Annotated in this window: 19 protein-coding genes, 1 tRNA gene and 1 other RNA gene; 6 read left to right on the forward strand and 15 right to left on the reverse strand. The window is 72.8% G+C overall.

Going from position 1 to position 20,721, the window contains the following annotated elements; genetic code table 11:
• Both ACTHMS_RS03415 and ffs read right to left on the reverse strand, forming a co-directional pair.
• Positions 1–1,215, reverse strand: a 1,215-nt coding sequence (locus tag ACTHMS_RS03415) for a DNA polymerase III subunit gamma and tau (protein WP_440305272.1), incomplete at its 3' end; no start/stop codon positions are given.
• Between the two features lie 52 nt (positions 1,216–1,267).
• An RNA gene (gene ffs / locus ACTHMS_RS03420) (signal recognition particle sRNA small type) lies at positions 1,268–1,364 on the reverse strand.
• Between the two features lie 70 nt (positions 1,365–1,434).
• On the opposite strand from ffs, the gene ACTHMS_RS03425 reads away from it, so the two are divergent.
• Positions 1,435–1,522 (forward strand) — tRNA-Ser (locus ACTHMS_RS03425).
• Positions 1,523–1,577: 55 nt separating this feature from the next.
• Here the strand turns inward: ACTHMS_RS03425 and ACTHMS_RS03430 are convergent.
• The 11 genes from ACTHMS_RS03430 to ACTHMS_RS03480 all read right to left on the reverse strand — a co-directional run bounded on the left by ACTHMS_RS03430 (position 1,578) and on the right by ACTHMS_RS03480 (position 11,488).
• Positions 1,578–2,450, reverse strand: a complete 873-nt coding sequence (locus ACTHMS_RS03430; RefSeq protein WP_440305273.1) for an alpha/beta fold hydrolase — start codon at positions 2,448–2,450, stop codon at positions 1,578–1,580.
• Between the two features lie 86 nt (positions 2,451–2,536).
• Positions 2,537–2,824 carry a hypothetical protein gene (locus ACTHMS_RS03435; RefSeq protein WP_440305274.1) on the reverse strand — a complete coding sequence of 96 codons (288 nt, stop codon included), beginning with the start codon at positions 2,822–2,824 and terminating at the stop codon, positions 2,537–2,539.
• Between the two features lie 63 nt (positions 2,825–2,887).
• Positions 2,888–3,370, reverse strand: coding sequence for a universal stress protein (locus ACTHMS_RS03440; protein ID WP_440305275.1), 483 nt, complete (start codon positions 3,368–3,370; stop codon positions 2,888–2,890).
• A complete protein-coding gene (locus tag ACTHMS_RS03445) occupies positions 3,367–4,881 on the reverse strand; it encodes an MFS transporter (RefSeq protein ID WP_440305276.1) in 1,515 nt (504 codons plus the stop codon). Before ACTHMS_RS03445 ends, ACTHMS_RS03440 begins: the two co-directional genes overlap by 4 nt.
• A gap of 52 nt (positions 4,882–4,933) precedes the next feature.
• Positions 4,934–5,374, reverse strand: coding sequence for a response regulator (locus tag ACTHMS_RS03450; protein WP_440305277.1), 441 nt, complete (start codon positions 5,372–5,374; stop codon positions 4,934–4,936).
• Positions 5,375–5,404: 30 nt separating this feature from the next.
• On the reverse strand, positions 5,405–6,976 hold the full coding sequence (locus ACTHMS_RS03455) for a sensor histidine kinase (protein WP_440305278.1): 1,572 nt from the start codon (positions 6,974–6,976) through the stop codon (positions 5,405–5,407).
• Positions 6,973–8,181, reverse strand: coding sequence for a PP2C family protein-serine/threonine phosphatase (locus tag ACTHMS_RS03460; RefSeq protein WP_440305279.1), 1,209 nt, complete (start codon positions 8,179–8,181; stop codon positions 6,973–6,975). The genes ACTHMS_RS03455 and ACTHMS_RS03460 overlap by 4 nt, the downstream gene beginning before the upstream one ends.
• Positions 8,182–8,234: 53 nt before the next feature.
• Positions 8,235–8,747 (reverse strand): MarR family winged helix-turn-helix transcriptional regulator, encoded by a 513-nt coding sequence (locus ACTHMS_RS03465; protein ID WP_440305280.1) that lies wholly within the window; start codon positions 8,745–8,747, stop codon positions 8,235–8,237.
• Positions 8,748–8,754: 7 nt separating this feature from the next.
• Positions 8,755–9,429, reverse strand: a complete 675-nt coding sequence (locus ACTHMS_RS03470; RefSeq protein WP_440305281.1) for a phosphatase PAP2 family protein — start codon at positions 9,427–9,429, stop codon at positions 8,755–8,757.
• Positions 9,426–10,898 (reverse strand): bifunctional phosphatase PAP2/diacylglycerol kinase family protein, encoded by a 1,473-nt coding sequence (locus tag ACTHMS_RS03475; protein ID WP_440305282.1) that lies wholly within the window; start codon positions 10,896–10,898, stop codon positions 9,426–9,428. The genes ACTHMS_RS03470 and ACTHMS_RS03475 overlap by 4 nt, the downstream gene beginning before the upstream one ends.
• Complete coding sequence (locus tag ACTHMS_RS03480) at positions 10,898–11,488, reverse strand: DinB family protein (protein WP_440305283.1); 591 nt, start codon at positions 11,486–11,488, stop codon at positions 10,898–10,900. Before ACTHMS_RS03480 ends, ACTHMS_RS03475 begins: the two co-directional genes overlap by 1 nt.
• Positions 11,489–11,584: 96 nt before the next feature.
• Here ACTHMS_RS03480 and ACTHMS_RS03485 point away from each other — a divergent pair, with 96 nt between their 5' ends.
• From ACTHMS_RS03485 to ACTHMS_RS03495, 3 genes are all read left to right on the forward strand, one after another.
• Positions 11,585–12,352, forward strand: a complete 768-nt coding sequence (locus ACTHMS_RS03485) for a GAF and ANTAR domain-containing protein (protein ID WP_440305284.1) — start codon at positions 11,585–11,587, stop codon at positions 12,350–12,352.
• Between the two features lie 91 nt (positions 12,353–12,443).
• On the forward strand, positions 12,444–13,238 hold the full coding sequence (locus tag ACTHMS_RS03490) for an SDR family NAD(P)-dependent oxidoreductase (RefSeq protein WP_440305285.1): 795 nt from the start codon (positions 12,444–12,446) through the stop codon (positions 13,236–13,238).
• Entirely contained in the window at positions 13,238–14,764 is a 1,527-nt protein-coding gene (locus ACTHMS_RS03495; protein ID WP_440305286.1) for an acyl-CoA synthetase, read from the forward strand. Before ACTHMS_RS03490 ends, ACTHMS_RS03495 begins: the two co-directional genes overlap by 1 nt.
• Positions 14,765–14,837: 73 nt before the next feature.
• Here ACTHMS_RS03495 and ACTHMS_RS03500 read toward each other — a convergent pair whose 3' ends face one another.
• Both ACTHMS_RS03500 and ACTHMS_RS03505 read right to left on the reverse strand, forming a co-directional pair.
• Complete coding sequence (locus tag ACTHMS_RS03500) at positions 14,838–15,461, reverse strand: nitroreductase family protein (RefSeq protein ID WP_440305287.1); 624 nt, start codon at positions 15,459–15,461, stop codon at positions 14,838–14,840.
• 31 nt (positions 15,462–15,492) lie between these two features.
• On the reverse strand, positions 15,493–16,512 hold the full coding sequence (locus ACTHMS_RS03505) for an LLM class flavin-dependent oxidoreductase (RefSeq protein WP_440305288.1): 1,020 nt from the start codon (positions 16,510–16,512) through the stop codon (positions 15,493–15,495).
• Positions 16,513–16,779: 267 nt separating this feature from the next.
• Here ACTHMS_RS03505 and ACTHMS_RS03510 point away from each other — a divergent pair, with 267 nt between their 5' ends.
• Both ACTHMS_RS03510 and ACTHMS_RS03515 read left to right on the forward strand, forming a co-directional pair.
• Positions 16,780–18,102 (forward strand): pyridoxal phosphate-dependent decarboxylase family protein, encoded by a 1,323-nt coding sequence (locus ACTHMS_RS03510; protein WP_440305289.1) that lies wholly within the window; start codon positions 16,780–16,782, stop codon positions 18,100–18,102.
• 118 nt (positions 18,103–18,220) lie between these two features.
• Positions 18,221–20,599: a putative bifunctional diguanylate cyclase/phosphodiesterase gene (locus ACTHMS_RS03515; RefSeq protein WP_440305290.1), complete on the forward strand. Its 2,379-nt coding sequence runs from the start codon at positions 18,221–18,223 to the stop codon at positions 20,597–20,599.
• Positions 20,600–20,721 lie beyond the last annotated feature (122 nt).

The raw sequence follows: 20,721 nt of genomic DNA on the forward strand, positions 1-20,721 counted from the left end.
CGGCGTCGGCTGAGCCTCGGTCTTGGACGCGGCGGGCTGCGCAGCACCGACGGTCAACCGGCGCTCGACGCGCTCGATGCGCTGCAACAGCGCGGCGGCATCGACGCTGGCATCCGGAAGCAGCATCCGGGCGCACAGCAACTCGAGGACGAGCCGAGGCGACGTGGTGCCGCGCATCTCGATCAACGCCGTGTGCACGATCTCGGCGCAGCGGGTGAGCGTCGCGATGCCGAGGCGGTTGGCCTGGTCGACCATCCGGCCCAGTTGATCCTGCGGCGGGTCGATCAAGCCGCGCTCGGCCGCGTCCGGGACGGCGTCGAGCAGGATCAGGTCGCGGAACCGGTCGAGCAGGTCGAGGGAGAAGCGGCGCGGGTCGTGGCCGGCTTCGACGATGCGATCGACGGTTCCGTACACCGCGGCGGCGTCGCCGGCAGCGAGCGCGTCGACCATGTCGTCCAGCAGCGCCTCGTCGGTGACGCCGAGCAGCGCGACGGCGCGCGCGTAGGTGACGCCCTCCGGGCCGGCGCCGGCGAGCAGCTGGTCGAGGATCGACAGTGAGTCGCGCGCCGACCCCCCGCCCGCCCGCACGACCAGCGGCAGCACGGCCGGCTCGACGGTGATGCCCTCGCTCGCGACGATGCGCTCGAGGTGGGCGCGCAGCGCGTTCGGCGGGATGAGCCGGAACGGGTAGTGGTGCGTGCGCGACCGGATCGTCGTGAGCACCTTGTCCGGCTCGGTGGTGGCGAAGATGAAGACCAGGAAGTCCGGCGGCTCCTCCACCAGCTTCAGCAGCGCGTTGAACGCCGCCGTGGTCACCATGTGCGCCTCGTCGATGATGTAGACCTTGTAGCGGTCACGGACGGGCGCGAAGAACGCGCGCTCGCGCAGCTCACGGGCGTCCTCGACGCCGTTGTGACTGGCCGCGTCGATCTCGATGACGTCGATCGAGCCCGGGCCGTTCGGCGCCAGCTCGACGCACGAGTCGCAGACGCCGCAGGGCTCGGACGTCGGCCCCTTGGCGCAGTTCAGGCTGCGGGCGAGGATGCGGGCGCTCGACGTCTTGCCGCAGCCCCGGGGACCGCTGAACAGGTAGGCGTGGTTGATGCGGCCCGCGTCGAGCGCGGCCCGCAGCGGATCGGTGACGTGCTCCTGCCCGATGACCTCGGCGAAGGTGGCCGAGCGGTACTTGCGGTACAGGGCGAGGTGCGTTGCCACGTGGCGACCTTATTCGGCGGTACTGACAACTTCGACCGTGCGGACGAAGACGAACAGGGACCCCCCGCGCACCCGTCAGAGCCCACTTATCCTTGCTGCCTTCCGGCCCTGGGGAGGTTCGAGGGATGCACGCCGCACGGGGGGTCGCGCCCAGTGTACGGACCGCCGCGGACGACCGGCCCGCGAGCCGACGCCCGGGCGCCCACTACGCTGTCCCACGGAGGATTCGCATAGTGGCCTAGTGCGCACGATTGGAAATCGTGTTGGGTTAACACCCTCAGGGGTTCAAATCCCCTATCCTCCGCCAGCGCCGATCCGATGATCACGCACCGAGGCACACCAGGGTGTGCCTGGGTGCGTGATCACGGACGCTCCCGTGCCGGGTGGGCGGCGAGGAACGACGCGACCGCGGCGGCGAACTCCGGCGCGTTGCTGCGGTGCGGCTCGTGCCGCCCCTGCTCGAAGATCACCAGCTCGCTGTTCGGCAACGCCGCATGGGCGGCGCGGGCGTGCGCGACCGGGATGACGCTGTCGGTCGTGCTGCCGATGATCAGCACCGGCAGGTCGAGCGGGATGCTGCCCGTGTCGAGGAACGACCCGCGCTGCCCGCGGGGCTCGATCACCCCGCGCAGGGACGCGAAGAAGGCGGCCTGCCCGGCCCGGGTCTCGAGGGCGTGCCCGGCCCGGCGCAGGTTGGTCACGTTGTCCGGCGTGAGGCCGAGCAGGCGGTGGAGCCGCGGATGGGCGTAAAGGCGTCGCATCCGCGGGCCGGTGGCCAACCGCAGCAGCGCCGGCGCCACCGGGAGCGCCGCGGCGCGCAGCACGGGGTGCACCTCGCGACCGAGCCCGCCGGCCGACACCAGCACGAGGTGGCCGATGCGGTCGCGGTGCCGCTCGGCGAAGGCGACGGCCACGGCGCCGCCGAACGAGTGGCCGCAGAGCGCCACGCGCCGGATGCCCAGCGCATCGAGGAAGCAGCACAGCGAGTCGGCGAAGTCCTCGAGCAGGTACTGCACCGTGGCCGGCTTCTCCGACTCGCCGTGCCCGACGAGGTCGACGGCGATGGCGCGCAGGCCGCGCGCGGCGAGCAGGTCGAGCGACCGGTCCCAGGTCTGCGAGTCCGATGCGAGGCCGTGCAGCAGAACGACGACGGGGGCGTCGGCGTCGCCGACCTCGCGGTAGGCCAGCCGGTGCTGTCCGGCCTGCACCGTGCTGACGGTGTGCGACTGCCCCACGGCGGTCACCCTACGAAGCGCGAGGCATCACCGCCGGACGAGGTCGGGACGGCGTGGCCCGGGTCGCGGAACGGTGTCAGGCGGCGTCAGGCGGCGGCCACGCGGCGCTTGCCGCGACGCGGCGCCGGGTCGGGCGTCGGCGCGTCGTGTCCCGTGCCGCGAGCGGCGAGGACGGTGGCGCTGTCGATGCCCAGCATGTCCAGGATCGAGCGGCACTCGGCGGCATCGCGCGACGCACCCGCGATGACGCGGACGGTCTTGATCTGCATCTCGACGTGCAGTCGTTCCTCCGCCTCGATGCGGGCGAGGTCGGCGGAGGAGATCGGGGTGCCGTCCACGGACATGGACCCCACGCGCATACCGGCAATCGTCATGCGGGCACCTTTCCCCCGAAGCGGGGCGTCCAAACGCGGAATCGACAAGAGTTCAACGAGAAGTCATGGACGCGGCATGACGACCACCGGGCAGGCCGCCCGGAGGACGATCTTGGGCGCGACGAGCCCCGTGCGGACGGAGCCGGCCGCGCCCGCCTGCACCTCACCGAGCACCATCAGCTCGGCGTCCGTCGACGCGGCCAGCAGGGCCGTGACCGCCGAGCCCTTCACCGCCCGGCACTCGACCTCGGCCTCGTCGTGCAGGGCCGCCTCGACGAAGCCCTGCAGCTGGTCCTGCGCCTCCGCCGCGTAGTCGGTCGAGGCGATCGCGGCCGCCCCGACCGGCGGTCGCCCGCCAGGTGCGGCCGGGGCTCGCGGCGGCCGCCAGGCCATGATCGCCCGCAGCGGCAGCCCGTGGGTGCGGGCGTAGTCGGCCGCCCACCGCAACGCCCGTGGAGACCCGGTCGACGGGCTGACGCCGATGACCACGGGCCCCTTGGTCGCGTCCGCACCGTGCCAGTCGGGGTTGATCGGGGTGACCGTCATGACGCCACCGCCTCAGAGGCCGCGCCGCTGATGCCACCCTCGGGACGCTTCACGACCGACAGCGGGTTGGCGATGTCCTCGAGCGACTGCCGTTCGGAGTTCACGCCGATGAACCAGGCGACCAGGCCGCCGATGAGCATGATCCCGGCACCGATGAAGTAGCCGATGGTGAGCGGTCCGGTGTGCGGGTGCTTGTTGTTCGCGCCGCCGATGAGATGGCCGAACAGCCACGGTGCGACGACGCCGCCGGCGCCCTGCGAGAGGGCGAAGAAGTACGAGATCGCCTGCCCGCGCAGCTCGAGCGGGAAGATCTCGCTCACGGTCAGGTAGGCCGACGAGGCACCGGCCGAGGCGAAGAAGAAGATCACGCACCAGAAGATCGTCTGCGTCGTCGCCGTCAGTGCCCCGTTGTTGAACATGATCGCCGAGATCATCAGCAGGATCGCCGACAGGCCGTAGGTCGACAGGATCATCTTGCGGCGTCCGATGGTGTCGAACAGCGGGCCGAGCAGCAGCGGGCCGAGCAGGTTGCCGATGGCGAACGGGAAGAAGTAGTACGGCAGGTTGCCGTCCGAGACGCCGTAGAAGTGACTCAGCACGAGCGCGTAGCTGAAGAAGATCGCGTTGTAGAGGAAGGCCTGCGTCACCATCATGGTGAAGCCGTAGATCGAGCGCTTCGGGTACTGCCCGAAGAAGATCCGGGTCAGCTCGACGATCCCGAGATGTGGTGTCTCGGTGACCTCGAGCGCCTTGCTGTCGTCCACCGGCTTGAGCTCGACACCTTCGTGCCGCACCCGTTCCTCGATCTCGTCGACGATCCGTTCGGCCTCCTGCGCATGGCCGTGGGTCATCATCCAGCGCGGGCTCTCGGGAATCGTGCGGCGCAGGAAGATGATGATGAGGCCGAGGATCGGGCCGATGAAGAAGCACAGCCGCCACGACCAGTTCGCCGACACGTTGTCGCTGTTGAACAGCCACAGGCCGATGGCCGAGCCGATGGCCGCGCCGCCCCAATAGGTGCCGTTGACGGCGATGTCGATGCGGCCGCGGTAGTGCGACGGGATGAGCTCGTCGATGGCCGAGTTGATCGCGGTGTACTCACCGCCGATGCCGAGCCCGGCGATGAAGCGGCAGAACAGCAACGACCAGTAGTCCCAGGCGAAGCCGCCGAGACCGCTCCCGAGCAGGTAGATCGCCAAAGTGACGATGAACAGCTTCTTGCGGCCCAGCTTGTCGGTGAGCCGGCCGAAGAACAGCGCGCCGACGACCTCGCCGATGAGGTAGCCCGAGCCGAGGAAGCCGGCCTGCCCGGACGACAGCCCGAGCGTCTCGGGCTTCTGCAGGATCGGCGAGACCAGCGACACCAGCTGGATCTCGAGGCCGTCGAGGATCCACGAGACCCCCAGGCCCACCACCACGAGCCAGTGGAACTTCGTCCACGGCAGGCGGTCCATCCGCGCCGGCACCAGGCTGCGGGTGGGTTTCGCCTGCGATTCGACCGTCGCCGTCATGACCTGCTCCCGTCTTCGATGACGGGAGCGTTATGCCCGACTTACCCCTTCGTTACGCCGATGGTTTTCCAGGACGCTCGGCGACGGTCGAGAAGAAGTCCTCGATCCGGCGCACCAGGCGGGCGAACTCGTCGAAGTCGACCGGCTTGACGACGTGCGCGCTGCCGCCGAGGTCGTAGGTGCGCTGCACGTCCTCGGGCACCGCCGACGTGCTCAGCACGACCACGGGGATGCGTCGCAGCCGCGGGTCGCGCTTGACCTCCGCGAGCACCTCGTGCCCGGACAGCCTCGGCAGGTTGAGGTCGAGCAGGATGAGATCCGGCGCAGGATCGGTGCCGAGCCGGGCCAGGGCGTCGACCCCGTCGCGCGCGACGGTGAGCTCGGACGCCAGGCGACCGGCCCGCAGCGCCTCCTCGGCGATCACGACGTCGCCCGGGTCGTCCTCGACCAGCAGGATCGTAAGCTGCCGATCCCTGCCCGCGGCCTGCGTCATGCAGCGCCCTCGATCATGCAGCGCCCTTGATCATGCGGAGTGCCCTTCCGGAAGCGTGAAGCGGAAGGTAGCACCGTCGTGCGTCGGCTCCGTGTCGAGCCAGATCCGCCCGCCGTGGAACTCAACGATGCGGCGGCACAGCGCCAGGCCGATGCCGGTGCCCGCGTACTCGTCGCGCAGGTGCAGCCGCTGGAACACCTGGAAGATGCGGTCGCCGTACTGCGGCTCGATGCCGATGCCGTTGTCGGTCACCGAGCACTGCCACACCGCTTCGGACGAGTCGTGCTCGGCGCCGATGACGACGCGCGGCGCGACGTCGGGCCGGCGGTACTTGATGGCGTTGCCGACGAGGTTCTCGAACAGCGACTGCAGCAGCGTCGGGTCACCGGGCACGATCGGCAGCCGCCCGTACTCGACGGACGCGCGGGCCTCACCGATGCGCAGGCTCAGCGTGGCGACGGCCCGGCCGAGCACCTCGTGCAGGTCGACCGGCACGAACGCCTCGGTGGTGCGGCCGACCCGGGACAGGGCGAGCAGGTCGGCGATGAGCGTCTGCATGCGCCGCGCGCCGTCGACGGCGAAGTCGATGTACTGGCGGGCCCGGTCGTCCAGCTGCGGGCCGTACTGCCGCTCGAGCAGCTGGCAGAAGTTGGCCACCTTGCGCAGCGGTTCGGACAGGTCGTGCGAGGCCACGTAGGCGAACTGCTGTAGGTCGGCGTTCGAGCGGGCGAGCTCGCTGCCGCGCCGGGTGAGTTCGTCCTGGATCCGCTCGGCGTGTCCGAGCTGCTCGGCGATCTGGCGGCGCACCGCCTCGACGTCGGCGCCGAGCATCGCCAGCTCCTGCGGGCCGTCCGGGGTGATCACCCGGCGAGTGGCCCCGGCCGCGACGATGCGGGTCTGCGCGCCGAGCCGCTCGACCGGGCCGATCACCCAGCGCTGGAAGCCCCGCCACAGCACGATGCCGGACGCCACGACGATCGCGAGGCCGGTGCCCAGCACCGCCCACAGCAGGCGGCGGTCGACCACGCGTGCCGCCCGCCCGGCGGTGACCCGCTGCTCGAGCGTCGACAGCAACTGCTCGGCCGCGCCGCGCGCCCGTGCGAACGCAACCCGCGCGGCGGGCTCGTCGAGCCGCGCGCTCTGGTCGGTGGCGGCGCCCTCGCGGGCGCTGACGACCGGTCGCACCACGTCGGCGTTCCACGCCGTCAGGGCGTCCTGCAGGCGCCGGACCGCGCCCAGGGCGGCCGGGTCACCGGAGCTGAGCCGGGCGACCGTGCCGATCTCCTTCGCCCGCTCGGCGACCAGCGTGTCGTAGGCCTCGAGGTAGGCGTGCACCCCGCTGCTCGCGTAGTCGCGCAGGGTCGTCGCCTCCGCGCGCACGGCACTCAGCACCCGCTGCGCCGCGAGCGCCGCCGGCTGCCGCCGGCTGATGACGTCGTCCCCGGCGGCCGAGAGCCGGGCCAGGGACAGCACGGCGAGCACCGTCACGACGGCGATCGCGGTGCCCGAGACGAGGAAGGTGCGGCGGAGGCGACGGCGCAGCGTCCAGACGGGACGGGCGCTCGGCCCGTCGGCGGCCGGTTCGGGTGCGTCCGTGCTCATCCGGCCTCGACGGCCGGGCCGTCCGGGCCACCGAGTTCCAGGGCCACCAGCGCGACGTCGTCCTCCGACTCGAGCGGCGCGGCCCGCGCCAGCGCGGGCAGCCAGGCGCGCAGCGGTTCGCCGGTCGCCTGGTGGCGGGTGAGCCGTATGATGAGCGCGTCGTCGCCGAGGCCCGCACCGGCCGTGGCATGCGCGTCGAGCAGGCCGTCGGTGTACAGCAGCAGGGTGTCGCCCGGTGCGCCCCGGTGCTCGACGCGCGGCCACCGGCGGCCGACCGGCGGCAGGGTCGGCAGTTCGACGCCCAGCGGCGGCCCGCTGACGATCTCGAGGTGCCGCGCGTCGGCGCCGCGGCAGAGGATCGGCGCGGGGTGACCGGCGGTGCGGATGTCGATGCGGTGCTCGACCCCGATCGTCACGTCGCACGCCGTGACGAAGCGCAGCGGTGCACTGCCGGTCTCGGCCCGCAGCAGCTGGGCCAGCGTCGCGAAGACCTGGTCGTCGGGCACGCCGCCGAGCACGAGGGTGCGCCATGCGACGCGCAGGTGCACGCCCAACGCCGCTTCGTCCGGGCCGTGCCCCATGACGTCGCCGATGATCGCCCGCAGGGTGCCGTCGGCGAGTTCGACGATGTCGTAGAAGTCGCCGCCGAGCACGGCGTTGTCGCGTCCGGGTTGGTAGTAGGTGTGGGCCCGGGGTGGTGAGGTGCGCAGCAGCGGCGAGGGCAGCAGCCCGCGCTCGAGGCGCGACTGCTCCGCCGCGCGCACGTGCGCCGCCTCGAGCTGCAACCGGGCCGACATGACCCTTCGCCGTTCGACGGCGTAGCGGATCGAGCGCTCGAGCAGTTCGCCGCTCAGGGTGTCCTTGACGAGATAGTCCTGGGCGCCGACGGCGAGCGCCTCGGTGCCGCCGCTCTCGAGCCGCCCGGTCAGGACGATGACCGAGGCCTCGGGTGCCGCCGCGACCATCTCGCGCACGGCGTCGAGCCCGATCGCGTCCGGCAGGCCCAGGTCGAGCAGGATGCAGTCCGGCGCCGACCCGAGGTGCTCGCCGGCCTCGGCCAGCGACCGCGTCCAGGTGATCGCGCCCGGCGGGATGCCGACCTCGTCGAGGCAGGCACGCACGAGGATGGCGTCGCCCTCGTCGTCCTCGACCAGCAGGATCGTGACGGCGAGCGGCGCGCGCCGGCCGGGCTCGCGCTCCACCATCGCCTCCTCGCGTCGCCGGCGACCGCCGCCGACAGGCGAACCCTATACGGGACCTAGAGGTCGTCGGCCTCGCTGCACGGGTCGTCGGCGCCGGGGCATGACGAGGCGCACGCGTCGTCGAGCCGGGCGATCACCCCGGTGCTGATCGCGGTCAGCGCGTCGACCTGCTCGGGCGTGAGGTGGTCGAACAGGTAGCGCCGCACCGCCTCGACGTGCGGGGGCGCCGCGGCCTCGATCGTGCGTCGGCCCTCGTCGGTGAGCTCGATGAAGGCGCCGCGGCGGTCGCTGGCGCAGTCGGCGCGCTGGATGAGCCCGCGCTGCTGCATGCGGCTGAGCTGGTGCGACAGCCGGCTCTTCTCCCAGCCGAGCGAGCGCGCCAGTTCGAGCACCCGCATCGTGCAGCCGTGGTCGCTGAGGTGGGCCATGACGGCGAAGTCGGCGAGCGACAGCCCGGCGTCGGCCTGCAGTTCGCGGTTGAGCTGCGCGTTGAGCCGGGCGTGCATGTCCAGGAACGCCCGCCAGGCCGCCTGTTCGCGGTCGGTCAGCCATCGGGTCGTGGACGTCATCGGCCGATCATACTCGGGGGCTTGTTGACACGTCACCGCGACGAGGTCGGACGAGGGTGTGGACGACGACCGCCGACCACCCCACGGCGAGCACCCATCCCCCGAGCACGTCGGTCGGCCAGTGCACGCCGAGATATAGGCGCGAGACGCCGACCGCGGCCACGGCGAGCACGCCGAGCCCGAGGACGAGGGCCCGGAGGACAGGCCGGGCGACGGCCGCGGCGGCCACGACCGCCAGCATGCCCAGCCCGGCCGCGGCGATGGTGGCGTGCCCCGACGGGAAGGACAGGCCGCGGGCGCTGATGTGCGGCACACGCAGGCCGGCCGGTGGCCGGGTGCGCCGGACGACCGCCTTCACCACCTGCTCGGCCGCGTCGGCGCCCCAGACGGCGAGCACGAGCACGACCGCGTCGCGCACGCGGCGGCGCAGCACCAGCAGCACCGCCACGGCCGTCGATGCCGTCAGCACCCAGCCCGGCGCGCCGACGGTGGTCACCGCGCGCATCAGGCTCGTGAGCGCGCCCGCACGGTGCCCGGCCAGCGTGGCGATGATCGGTCGGTCGACGTGCGGCACGCCGCTGTCCGGCAGCGTCGCGCCGACGGCACAGCCGAGGGCGACGACGGCCACCCACGCGAGTGCCAGCACGACCGCCGGGCGGCCCGGAGCGGACAGGCGTCTCACGACCCGGGTATGCCCCGGTAGACCGTCAGTGCAGCGCGACGCATGGCGAAGCGCACCGTCGCCGGCGCGTCGAACACCTCGCCGTCGCAGGCCAGGCGCGTCGGCTCGTCGACCACCCGCACCGTGAGCTGCGGGGCACGCGACTCGTGGTAGCCCGATCGCCGCCGCAGGTCGAGGCCGAGGGCACCGGCCAGCACGGCCGTCGGTGACCCGCCGTGCCGCTCGTCGAGCAGCCGCACGTCGAGCACGCCGGTGTCGAGCGCGCGACGACCGCGCGGCATGAAGCCCTTCGGGGTGTAGGCGTTGCTGCCGACGAAGAGCACGAGCAGCCGGCGGCGCACGCCGTCGACCTCGACCTCGAGCGGCGGGCAACGCCGCGCGACCGTGGCGAGGGCGACGACGGCAGCGAGCGGCTTGCCGAGGCGGTCCTCCCACCGCTCGCGCGCGGCGACGAACTCCGGGTAGTGCCCGAGGCTGGCGGTGTTGAGGAAGACGTGGTCGTCGACCGTGCCGACGTCGACCCGGACCGCCCGGCCCTGGGCCAGGGCCTCCTGCGCGGCGGTCAGCTCGGTGAGGTCGAGGTCCTTGGCGAAGTGGTTGAACGTGCCGGCAGGCAGCACGAGCAGCGGTCGGTCGTGCCGCATCGCGGCCTGCGCGGCGCAGTTCACGGTGCCGTCGCCGCCGGCCACCGCGAGCACCTCGGCCCGGCCCGCTGCATCGTCCATGATCGCCGCGATGTCGACGTCCTCGCCGAGCTCGACGACCTCGGCGTCGGGCAGCAGGGCGCGGATCTCGTCGGGCAGCGTGTCCGACCGGCCCGGCCCCGAGAGCGGGTTGACGACCGCCACGACGCCACGGCCGGTGGGCCGCGACGGCTGCGCGGCGGTGGGCTCGCCGCCGGCGCGGCGCACCTCGTGGTGGTGGGCGGGCACGGCGACGGCGCCGAGGGTCGCGATGCCGGCGCCGAGCGCGACGCCCGCGAGCAAGTCGCTCGGGTAGTGCACGCCGGTGTAGACCCGCGAGAACGCGACTGCGGCCGCGACCGCGCCGACCGGCACCGCGAGCCACGGCTGCTCGACCGCGACGGCCACGGCGAACGCCGCCGCCGAGGCGGAGTGCCCGGACGGGAACGAGCTCGACGCCGGCACGCGGTGGGCGATGCGGCGCATGGGGAACTCGACGAGACTCGGCCGCTGGCGGCGCAGCAGCCGCTTGCCGCCCTGGTTGGCGACCAGGCTGGTGACCGCGATCGACGCCAGCCCGCGCACGGCGGCGCGCCGCAGCGTCGGCCTCCCGGACGCGAGCAGGCCGGCCGACGCGGTCGCCCACAGCACGCTCTTGTCGGCGCACCGCGTCAGCAGTGGGATGGCGACGTCCATCGCGGCCGGGGAGTCGTGGCGCGCGACGGCCCGGCTGACCTTGACGTCCCAGAGGTCGATGCGGCGGGCGAGCCGGCGCGGCCGGCCCATCACACGCGTCCGGCGGCGTCGCGGGCGGCGCGTTCGACGGTGGCGACGTACTGCTGCCACGCGGCCGGGTCGTCGTGGGTCAGGTTCGGATTGCCCGCACGCAGGCCGGCCGCGCCGTCGATCGTCTCGCGCACGATGTCGGCGTGCCCCGCGTGCCGGTTCGTCTCGGCGATCACGTGCACGAGCAGCCGGTGCAGGGTGGTGCGGCGCCGGTCGGACGGCCACCACGGGATCTCCGCCTCGGCCTCCAGCGGCAGGGCGGCGACGGTCGCGTCCGTGTGGGCGCAGGCGCGGCGGTACAGGCCGACGATGTCGTCGCGGGTCTCGTCGGCCCGCGCCCAGAGGTCGTCGTCGAGTGCGGCGCCGGGGTCGTCCCAGGTGGTCGGCTCGCCGAACGGACGGCCGAACGGCGGCCCGAAGTACCCCACCTCGACGTTGGCGAGGTGCTTGACCAGCCCGAGCAGGTTGGTGCCCGTCGGCGTCACCGGGCGCCGCACGTCGTACTCGCCCAACCCCTCGAGCTTCCAGACTACGGCGTCACGCGCCACCGCGAGCGCGCGCTGGAGATCGTCCTTGGGGAGCGTGGTCATGCCCCGAGCGTGCCAGTCGGCGCAGCGACCCGTCGTCCCCGGGCCGGATCGAGGTCGCCCGCGTGCGACACCGGCGCCGCGCGGGTAGTGGAGGGCATGGCCAACAGCGACCAGGCGACACGACAGGAGAGCAGCACCGATCGCGCGCAGACGAGCGACGGGCATCCGCCCCGCCCGGGCGCCGCGCGCGACCTCACCGAACTGGCCCGCGACCTCGACGCGGAGGGCTCGCCGCCGGCGGTGATGCGGCGGATCGTGCGGGCCGTCGTCGACCAGGTCGACGGCGCGACGGGGTCGGCGATCACGTTGCTCGAGCACGGCCGGCTCAGTTCTCCGGCCCACAGCGACGACCGTGCCCGCGCGGTCGGCGAGGCCCAGGCCCGCACCCGGCAGGGGCCCTGCGTCGACACGTCGCGCCAGGAGGTCACGCTGCGGGCCGACGACCTGCGCAGCGACCGGCGCTGGCCGCGGTGGGCGGAGGCCGCCGTGCAGCACGGCATCCACTCGGCGCTGTCCTTCCAGCTCTTCGTCGCCGGCAGCAGCATGGGCGCGCTCGACGTGTACGGCGACCAGCCGCGCGCCTTCGACGAGGAGGCCGAGGACTTCGGCCTGCTGCTCGCCGCGCACGCGGCCATCGCCCTCGCGTCCAGCCGGAAGATCGAGAACCTGCGGATCGCGCTCGCCTCGCGCGACGAGATCGGGCAGGCCAAGGGCATCCTCATGGAGCGCTACCGCATCGACGCCGGTCAGGCCTTCGACCTGCTGGTGAGGGCCTCGCAGCGCTCGCACCGCAAGCTGCGCGACATCGCGGTGCGCCTGGCCGAGACCGGCGAGCTGGTGCTCGACCCGCCGTCGACCGGGTGAGCCCAGCACCCTCAGCTGCTGCCTGGTGCGCCGGAGCCGGTGACGTGGAAGTGTGACACCGGTCACCCACCACCGGACCGCGGAGGAGCCCATGACCTCGCTCGACCTGACCGGACGACGCGCGCTGGTGACCGGCGGCGCGCAGGGCCTCGGCGAGGCCATGGCCACGGCGCTCGCGGGCGCCGGCGCGCGCGTCGCGGTCGCCGACGTCCAGGACGACCTCGGCCCGAAGGTCGCCGAGAGCCTCGGCGCAGGCCACATCTTCGTCCCGCTCGACATCACCGACGACGCCGCGTGGGGCGAGGCGATCGACGACACCGTGTCGCGGCTCGGCGGCCTCGACATCGTCGTCAACAACGCCGGCGTCGAGATCACCAGCCTGCTCGTCGACCTCGACCCGGCGCAGGCCAGGACGATGCTGGACGTGAACCTGCTGGGCACCGCGCTCGGCATCAAGCACGCCTTCCGCGCGATGCGTCCGGGCGGGGCCGCAGGCAACGGCGGTGTCGTCATCAACGTCGCCTCGGTGGCGGCGACCATCGCCTTCCCCGGCATCGCCGTCTACTCGGCCACCAAGTCGGGCGTCGACCGGCTCACCCGCGTGGCCGCGATGGAGTCGGGGCAGCTCGGCTACGGCGTCCGCGTCAACTGCATCTACCCCGGGCTCGTGCCGACGGCGATGGGCGCGGGGCTGGCCAACGACGTGGCGCGGCTCGGGCTGTTCCCCTCGCCGGAGGAGGCCGTCGCGACGGTCATCGGCCTGACGCCGTCCGGCCGGCTCGGCGAGGTCACCGACATGGCCGACGCCGTCGTCTTCCTCGCCTCGGACGCCGCCCGCTTCATCAACGGCGTCGGGCTGCCGGTCGACGGCGGCATGGGCATGTGATGCGGCTGGTCGACTACCTCGACAAGGGCGCCGACCTCGGCCCCGACCGCCCGTGCCTCACCACCGACGGGGTGTCGCGCTCGTACGCCGAGGTGCGGGCGACGAGCGACGCGGTCGCTGCCGCGCTGGCCGCCCGCGGCGTGCGGCCGGGCGACCGGGTGGCGATCCTTTCGGCGAACGACCCGACGGCGTTCACCTGCGTCTTCGGCATCAGCCGCGCGGGCGCCGTCTGGTGCCCGATCAACCCGCGCAACGAGGCGGCCGAGAACCGCGAACTGCTCGACCTGTTCGGCTGCAGCGCGCTGCTCTTCCAGTCGTCGTTCGCGCCGCTCGTCGCGGCGATCCGCGGCGAGCTGCCGGCGCTGACGACCCTGGTCTGTCTCGACGGCCCGGCCGACGGCGCGCTGCCGTGGGACGAGTTCCTCGCGCTGGGCCGCGGCGGCGTCGACGAGACGCCTGTCGACGACCTGGCGCTGATCGTCGGCACCGGCGGCACCACCGGCCGGCCGAAGGGGGTCGAGCTCACCACCGCCAACATCGAGGCGATGACCGCGGCGACGCTGATCAGCTATCCGTTCGACGGCCGCCCCGTGTACCTCGCGCTGGCGCCACTGACGCACGCCGCCGGGGTGCTCTGCTTCCCGGTGCTCTCGCTCGGCGGCGAGATCGTGATCATGCGCGCGCCCGACGTCGGCCACTTCCTCGAGCACCTCGAGGCGCACCGCGTCACGCACACCTTCCTGCCGCCGACGCTGATCTACATGGTGCTCGCGCACGAGCGGCTGGACGAGACCGACCGCAGCTCGCTGCAGTGCTTCTGGTACGGCGCGGCGCCGATGTCCGCGACGCGGTTGGAAGAGGCACTGACGCGCATCGGGCCGGTGATGGCCCAGCTGTTCGGGCAGACCGAGGCGCCGATGATGATCTCGACGATGGCTTCGCGCGACCACTTCCTGCCCGACGGGTCGGTGGCGCGGGCGCGGCTGTCGTCGGCCGGGCGGCCCACCCCACTCGTCCGGGTCGGGATCATGGCGGCTGACGGCACGCTGCTGCCGACCGGCTCGACCGGCGAGATCGTCGTGCGCGGCTCGCTCGTCATGCGCGGCTACCACCGCAACCCGCAGGCCACCGCCGAGGCGTCCGCGCACGGCTGGCACCACACCGGCGACATCGGGTACCTCGACGACGACGGCTACCTGTTCATCGTCGACCGCGCGAAGGACATGGTCATCACCGGCGGCTTCAACGTGTACTCGACCGAGGTCGAGCAGGCGCTGATGCAGCACCCCGACGTGCAGGACTGCGCCGTGCTCGGGCTGCCCGACGAGAAGTGGGGCGAGCGGGTCACCGCCGTCGTCCAGCTGCGCCCCGGCGCCGCCGTGACCCCGGACGAGCTGCGCGCCTTCGCCCGCGACCGGCTCGGCGGCGTCAAGACGCCCAAACAGATCGAGCTCTGGGACGACCTCCCCCGCTCGAAGGTCGGCAAGATCCTCAAGCAGGAGATCAAGCAGTCCCTGCTGACCTGACCTGACCGAGGCCCCCGGCCCGGATCTCGTGACGGGAATTCCGTCACGAGATGGGCGGACGGGGCGGGTCGGCTCACCAGCGGTCGACGTGGATGATCGCGTCGAGGTCGACGCGGGGGCCCGACTTGAAATCGGTGCCCTTGCTGTAGGCGACGGGGAGCAGCACGCCCTGGTGCACGTTCGCCGGGATGCCGAGGGCGTCGGCGACCTCCCGCTCGTACGCGAGGTGCAGGGTCGTCCAGGCCGATCCGAGGCCGCGGGCCCGCAACGCCAGTTGCAGGCTCCAGGCGGCGGGCAGCAGCGAACCCCACAGACCCGCCTGATTGCCTGCCGGCAGCTCGTCGCGCTCGGTCTCGATCGCCGCGATGACGTGCACCGGCACGTCGGCGAGCACGGTGCGCAGGTGGTCGGAACTGGACGCCATGCGCGCGGTCGCGTCGTCCGTGGCGGGGCGGGCGGCACGGTACGTGTCGTACGACCGCCCGTAGTGCTCCGCGATCACCGCCCGCAGCGACGGATCGGTGACGACGATCCAGTGCCACCCCTGCCTATTGCCGCCCGACGGTGCCTGCACGGCGACCTCGATCGCCTCGCGCACGATCTCGAGCGGCACCGGCCGCTCGAGGTCGAGCCGCTTGCGGACGGCCCGCGTGGTGGTCAGCAGCTGGTCGGGGTCGAGCGGCAGCAGGTCGGTCATGGTCACCTTCCATGTCGTGGACGCAGGATGCTCAGCGCCAGCCGAGTGCCGGCGCCACCTGTGTCAGCAGGGATTCGAGCACATGCGCGCAATAATCGACGCCGAGCTGGTTCGGGATCGTCAGCAGCAGCGTGTCGGCGGCCGCGATCGCCTCGTCGGCGGCGAGCTGTTCGATGAGCACGTCCGGCTCGCCCGCATACGTCTTGCCGAAACGCGCGATGCCGCCGGCGATCTGGCCGACCTGGTCGCGCGAGCGGGTCTCGTTGCCGAAGAAGGCGTGGTCCTGGTCGGTGACGAGCGGGAAGATGCTGCGGCTGACCGACACCCGCGGCTCGAAGGCGTGTCCGGCGTCGGCCCAGGCCTTCCGGAACCGCTCGATCTGCTCGGCCTGCAGTTCGTGGAACGGCACGCCCGTGTCCTCGCTGATGAGCGTCGAGCTCATCAGGTGCATGCCCCGCCGCGCGGCCCACTCGGCCGTCGCCCGGGTGCCGGCACCCCACCAGATGCGCCGCCGCAGCCCCTCGCTGTACGGCTCGATGCGCAGCAGCCCCGGCGGGTTCGGGAACATCGGCCGCGGGTTCGGCTCGGCGAAGGCGTGCCCGTCGACGACGTCGAGGAAGACCCGCGTGTGCTCACGGGCCATGTCGGCGTGGTCCTGTCCCTCGGCCGGCACGTACCCGAAGTACTTGTAGCCCTCGATGACCTGCTCGGGTGAACCGCGGCTGATGCCGAGCTGCAGCCGCCCGCCGGCGATGAGGTCGGCGGCACCGGCGTCCTCGGCCATGTAGAGCGGGTTCTCGTAGCGCATGTCGATGACGCCCGTGCCGATCTCGATGCGGCTGGTACGGGCGCCGACGGCCGCGAGCAGCGGGAACGGCGAGGCGAGCTGTCGCGCGAAGTGGTGCACCCGGAAGTACGCACCGTCCGCGCCGAGCTCCTCGGCCGCGACCGCGAGGTCGATCGACTGGTGCAGCACGTCGGCCGCCGAGCGCGTGCGCGAGTACGGCGAGTCGGACCAGTGGCCGAACGACAGGAAGCCGATGCGTTTCACGCCGTCCCCAACAGGCGCGGCCCGACGCCTGTTCCGCCCGCGTCCCGCACAAGGCGGGTCACCGACGATCGACTGTCACCCGGCACCGACCGGCACGCGGTGCCGGGTGTGATGCCCGACACGGCGCGGCGGAAACGACCCGAGGGTCCGTGGTCGTGCGCTCGCACGGTTGCACCCTCTACGGTCGTTGCTGCAGTGAAGGTGCGCACTTGCCCGACATGACCCGGTCGCGGCGGTTCACCAGCGGTTTCGTCCGAGGGGGTTGACGTGCATCAGCCGTCGTCCGACGACCGCCGCACCCTGCAGGACATCGCCGCCTGGGTCGAGACGCGCCTGGACGAGCGGGGCGGGACACCGCACCCGGCCGGCGCGGAACCGCCGCCGCTGCCGCCGATCGGCGCCAGGGGCATCGGGACGCCGGCGGCCTGGCGGATCGTCCGTGACCAGCTGCTGCCGACCGCCTTCCCGACCGACCATCCCCGGTACCTGGGCTTCGTCGGGGGCGCGCCGGCCACGGCCGCGGTGCTCGCCGACGTCGCACTCTCCGCCGCCGCGGTGTTCGCGGGCAGCCAGCTCGAGGCCGGGGCCGTCGTCGCGGCCGAGCGGGCCGCCGTCGCCTGGCTCTGCGAGCTGGTCGGGCTCGGCCCGACCTCGTCCGGCACCTTCGTCAGCGGCGGTTCCATCGCCACGTTGAGCGCCCTGGTGGCGGCCCGGCAGCGGTCGGGCGAGCGCAGCCGCGCCGACGTCATCGTCGCCGGGGCGACCGCGCACAGCTCGGTGCGGACGGCCGCGACCGTGATGGGGTGCGAGCTGGTGACGGCCGGCCGGGTCGACGAGCCGCTGACCGCCGCCGACCTCGACGCCGCCCTGGCCCCGCTCGACGCGGCGAACATCGTCGCCGTCGTCGCCACCGCGGGCGCGACCAACACCGGCGCGGTCGACCGCCTGGACGAGGTGGCCGCCCGCTGCCGGGCGGACGGCCTCTGGCTGCACGTCGACGCCGCGTACGGGGGCGCGGCCCTGCTCGCGCCGGCGGCCCGGCCGCTCTTCGCCGGCATCGAGCGCGCCGACTCGGTCACCATCGACCCCCACAAGTGGCTGTTCACGCCGTTCGACTGCGCGGCAGTCCTCTACCGCGACGGCTCGACGGCGAGCGCCGCACACCGCCAGCGCGCGCCCTACCTCGAGGCGATCAACCTCGACGGCGCGTACAACCCGTCGGACTTCGCGGTGCACCTGAGCCGCCGGGCCCGGGGCCTGCCGCTCTGGACGGCGCTCGTCGCGCACGGCACCCGCGCCTTCACCGACGCCGTCGAGCACTGCCTCGACCTGGCCCGGCACACCGTCGACCGCGTCGCCGCGGACGAGGTCGTCGAGGTCGTCGGCACCCCCCACCTCTCGGTCGTGCTGCTGCGCCGTCGGGGGTGGTGCGACGCCGACTACCGGGCGTGGAGCGACCGGCTCCTCGCGTCCGGCACCGCCCTCGTCGTGCCGACCGTCGTCCGCGGCGACACGGTGCTGCGGCTGTGCTTCGTGAATCCGTTGACGACGCCGGGCGACATCGAGGCAATAATCAGCTCACTGCACTGACTCCGGCGGGCGCACTGCAATCCAGAAAATTTGCCATATGCCTCAGAATCCGACATCGTCCGCCGATCGGGGCAGGGACGAGTCGGTGGCGACGGCACGTCCGAGCGGAGGTGACGCGGTGGAGCCGACGGGGGGCGCCTCCACGTCGCACGCGCGGCCGCTGCAGTCGGTGCTGCGGCTGGTCACCTGGGTGCTCATCGCCGTCTCGGCGCTCGTCAACGAGCTCGTCAGCGCGATCAATCCCGGCGACAACGGCCAGACGGTGCCCGGCGTGCTGCTGGTGGCACAGTCGGCGTTCTTCCTGCTGCTGCTGGTGCGCCTCGGCCTGGCCCTGCGCAGCGAGCGCACGCGCCGGCCCGCCCGCGTCGCCCTGTTCTCGGCGATGGTGCTCTGGATGCTCGGGTCGGCGTCGGTGGCGTCGAGCTCGACCAAGGAGTTCCGCACCTTCCCCGCGCCCGGCGAACTGCTCTTCCTCGCCGCCTACGCCGGGTTCGCGGCGTACCTGCTGCTCGACGTCGACTGGCGCCGCCAGCGGGTGCCGGCGCGCTGGCTCGAGGTGCTGGTGATCTGTGGCGGCATCACCTGCGTGACCGCGCTCGTGGTGGCGGCACCCATCCAGACCGCGACCGGCGCGGTCGGGCTCCCCCTGTTCCTCGGCCTGCTCTACCCGCTGCTCGATCTCGGCCTCGCGGTGCTGGTCATCGCGCAGGAGATGTCACGGGTGCGCACCGACCACAGCGCCTCCCTGCAACTGGCCGCCGGCATGGTGGCCCTCGCCGCGGCCGACTCGGCGTTCTCGCTGCAGGTGGCGGCCGACCGCTACAAGTTCGGGCCGATCAGCGACGTGCTCTGGGGCGTCGCGCTCGCCTTCATCGTCGACGCCGCGTGCCGGCCCGCGAGGCTGGTGCGCACGTCGCCCCCGAGGCCGACCGGCGTGCGGCACATCGTCGTCGCCGCGGTCACGGCCATCGTCGTGCTGACCGTGCACCCCGCCCGCGCGGCCGAGTACTACGTCGTGCCGCCCGCCGTGCTCACGCTGCTGGCCGCCGGCGCCCGCATGATCCTGGCGATGCGGGAGGCCAACCGGGCCGCCGAGGCGTTCGCGCTGTCGCAGACCGACGACCTCACCCGGCTGCCGAACCGCCGCGCGGTGCGCGAGCGGCTGCTGACCGACATCACCGCCCGGCGCCCGCTCGCCCTCATGCTGCTCGACCTCGACGGCTTCAAGGAGGTCAACGACACCCTCGGCCACCACGCCGGCGACACCGTGCTGCGCTTCGTCGCCGCCCGGCTGATGGAGAGCACGCGGCACGACGCGATGATCGCCCGCCTGGGCGGCGACGAGTTCGCGGTCATCGTCCCGAGCACCGACGAGATCGAACTGCTCGAGATCGGACGCGCGGTGCTCGAGGAGCTCGAGCAGCCGGTGCTCGTCGACGGCATCGAGATCACGCCGTCCGGGTCGATCGGCATCGCCGTCCGCGACGAGCTCGACGCCACCGAGGGCGACATCCTGCGCCGCGCCGACGTCGCGATGTACCAGGCCAAGACGGCGCGCTCGGGCGTCATGCTCTACGACGGCACCTTCGACGACTTCTCGCGCCCGCGCCTGCAGCTGGCCGAGGAGCTGCGCCGTGCGATCGCCGACGGCCAGATCGAGGTCTGGTACCAGCCGCAGATCGAGATCGCGACGCTGCAGGTGCGCTCGCTCGAGGCGCTGGTGCGGTGGGCGCACCCGGTCGACGGCATGCGCAGCCCCGCCACCTTCCTGCCGGCGGCACGCCGGGCGGGCCTCATGGGGGCGCTCAGCGAGCACGTCGCGTCCACCGCGGTGCAGCACCTGCGGGGCTGGCTCGCCGAGGGCCTCGACCTGCACGTCGCCATCAACTGCGCGCCGCCCGAACTGCTCAGCCACACCTTCCTGCCCCGGCTGTACTCGTCCCTGCAGACGGCCGGTGTGCCCGGTGACCGGGTCGTCCTCGAGGTCACCGAGGATTCGTTCCTCGCCGACCCGCACCACGCCCGCGAGATCCTGCTGCAGCTGCGCTCGCACGACATCCAGATCTCGATCGACGACTACGGCACCGGCTTCTCGTCGCTGGCCTACCTGCGCGACCTGCCGGTGCAGGAGATCAAGATCGACCGCTCGTTCGTCCAGGCGGCGGGCACCGACGAGCGCAGCCGCATGATCATCGCCTCGACCGTGCAGCTCGGCCACGCCCTGGACATGCGGGTGGTCGCCGAGGGCGCCGAGGACGAGGAGACGCTGGGCGTGCTGGCCGACCTCGACGTCGACTGCGTGCAGGGCTACCACCTCGCCCGGCCGATGCCGGCACGCGACATCGCGACGTGGATCAACGACTGGCAGACCACCGCCACCCTGTTCGCACGCGACGGGCTCGCGATCGGCACGCTCGGCGCCCCCGACCGCGACGACGCGCGGGTACCACGCAGCCGCGGCTCGTGGCGAGTAGTGCGACCGCACCGGGAGCACTGATGCATGGGTCAGATCGGCTCTGACCCCTGTGCACGAAGCGGGATGACGCACCCGAATCTTGTGATCGTCTCTTCACTGGACTTTCGCGCGCGGCCGAAAGGCCCTAATGTCGCACCAGTAGC

The sequence above is a fragment of the Jatrophihabitans sp. genome (assembly GCF_051960575.1).
GTDB lineage: Bacteria > Actinomycetota > Actinomycetes > Mycobacteriales > Jatrophihabitantaceae > JBQCEE01.

What these genes read in the sequence shown, in the direction of transcription:
- ACTHMS_RS03485 (WP_440305284.1), top strand. Translation starts at nt 11,585, where the DNA reads ATGGCCAACAGCGACCAGGCGACACGACAGGAGAGCAGCACCGATCGC.
- ACTHMS_RS03480 (WP_440305283.1), bottom strand. Translation starts at nt 11,488, where the DNA reads ATGACCACGCTCCCCAAGGACGATCTCCAGCGCGCGCTCGCGGTGGCG.
- ACTHMS_RS03435 (WP_440305274.1), bottom strand. Translation starts at nt 2,824, where the DNA reads ATGACGATTGCCGGTATGCGCGTGGGGTCCATGTCCGTGGACGGCACC.
- ACTHMS_RS03440 (WP_440305275.1), bottom strand. Translation starts at nt 3,370, where the DNA reads ATGACGGTCACCCCGATCAACCCCGACTGGCACGGTGCGGACGCGACC.
- ACTHMS_RS03490 (WP_440305285.1), top strand. Translation starts at nt 12,444, where the DNA reads ATGACCTCGCTCGACCTGACCGGACGACGCGCGCTGGTGACCGGCGGC.
- ACTHMS_RS03460 (WP_440305279.1), bottom strand. Translation starts at nt 8,181, where the DNA reads ATGGTGGAGCGCGAGCCCGGCCGGCGCGCGCCGCTCGCCGTCACGATC.
- ACTHMS_RS03445 (WP_440305276.1), bottom strand. Translation starts at nt 4,881, where the DNA reads ATGACGGCGACGGTCGAATCGCAGGCGAAACCCACCCGCAGCCTGGTG.
- ACTHMS_RS03450 (WP_440305277.1), bottom strand. Translation starts at nt 5,374, where the DNA reads ATGACGCAGGCCGCGGGCAGGGATCGGCAGCTTACGATCCTGCTGGTC.
- ACTHMS_RS03495 (WP_440305286.1), top strand. Translation starts at nt 13,238, where the DNA reads ATGCGGCTGGTCGACTACCTCGACAAGGGCGCCGACCTCGGCCCCGAC.
- ACTHMS_RS03455 (WP_440305278.1), bottom strand. Translation starts at nt 6,976, where the DNA reads ATGAGCACGGACGCACCCGAACCGGCCGCCGACGGGCCGAGCGCCCGT.
- ACTHMS_RS03475 (WP_440305282.1), bottom strand. Translation starts at nt 10,898, where the DNA reads ATGGGCCGGCCGCGCCGGCTCGCCCGCCGCATCGACCTCTGGGACGTC.
- ACTHMS_RS03465 (WP_440305280.1), bottom strand. Translation starts at nt 8,747, where the DNA reads ATGACGTCCACGACCCGATGGCTGACCGACCGCGAACAGGCGGCCTGG.
- ACTHMS_RS03500 (WP_440305287.1), bottom strand. Translation starts at nt 15,461, where the DNA reads ATGACCGACCTGCTGCCGCTCGACCCCGACCAGCTGCTGACCACCACG.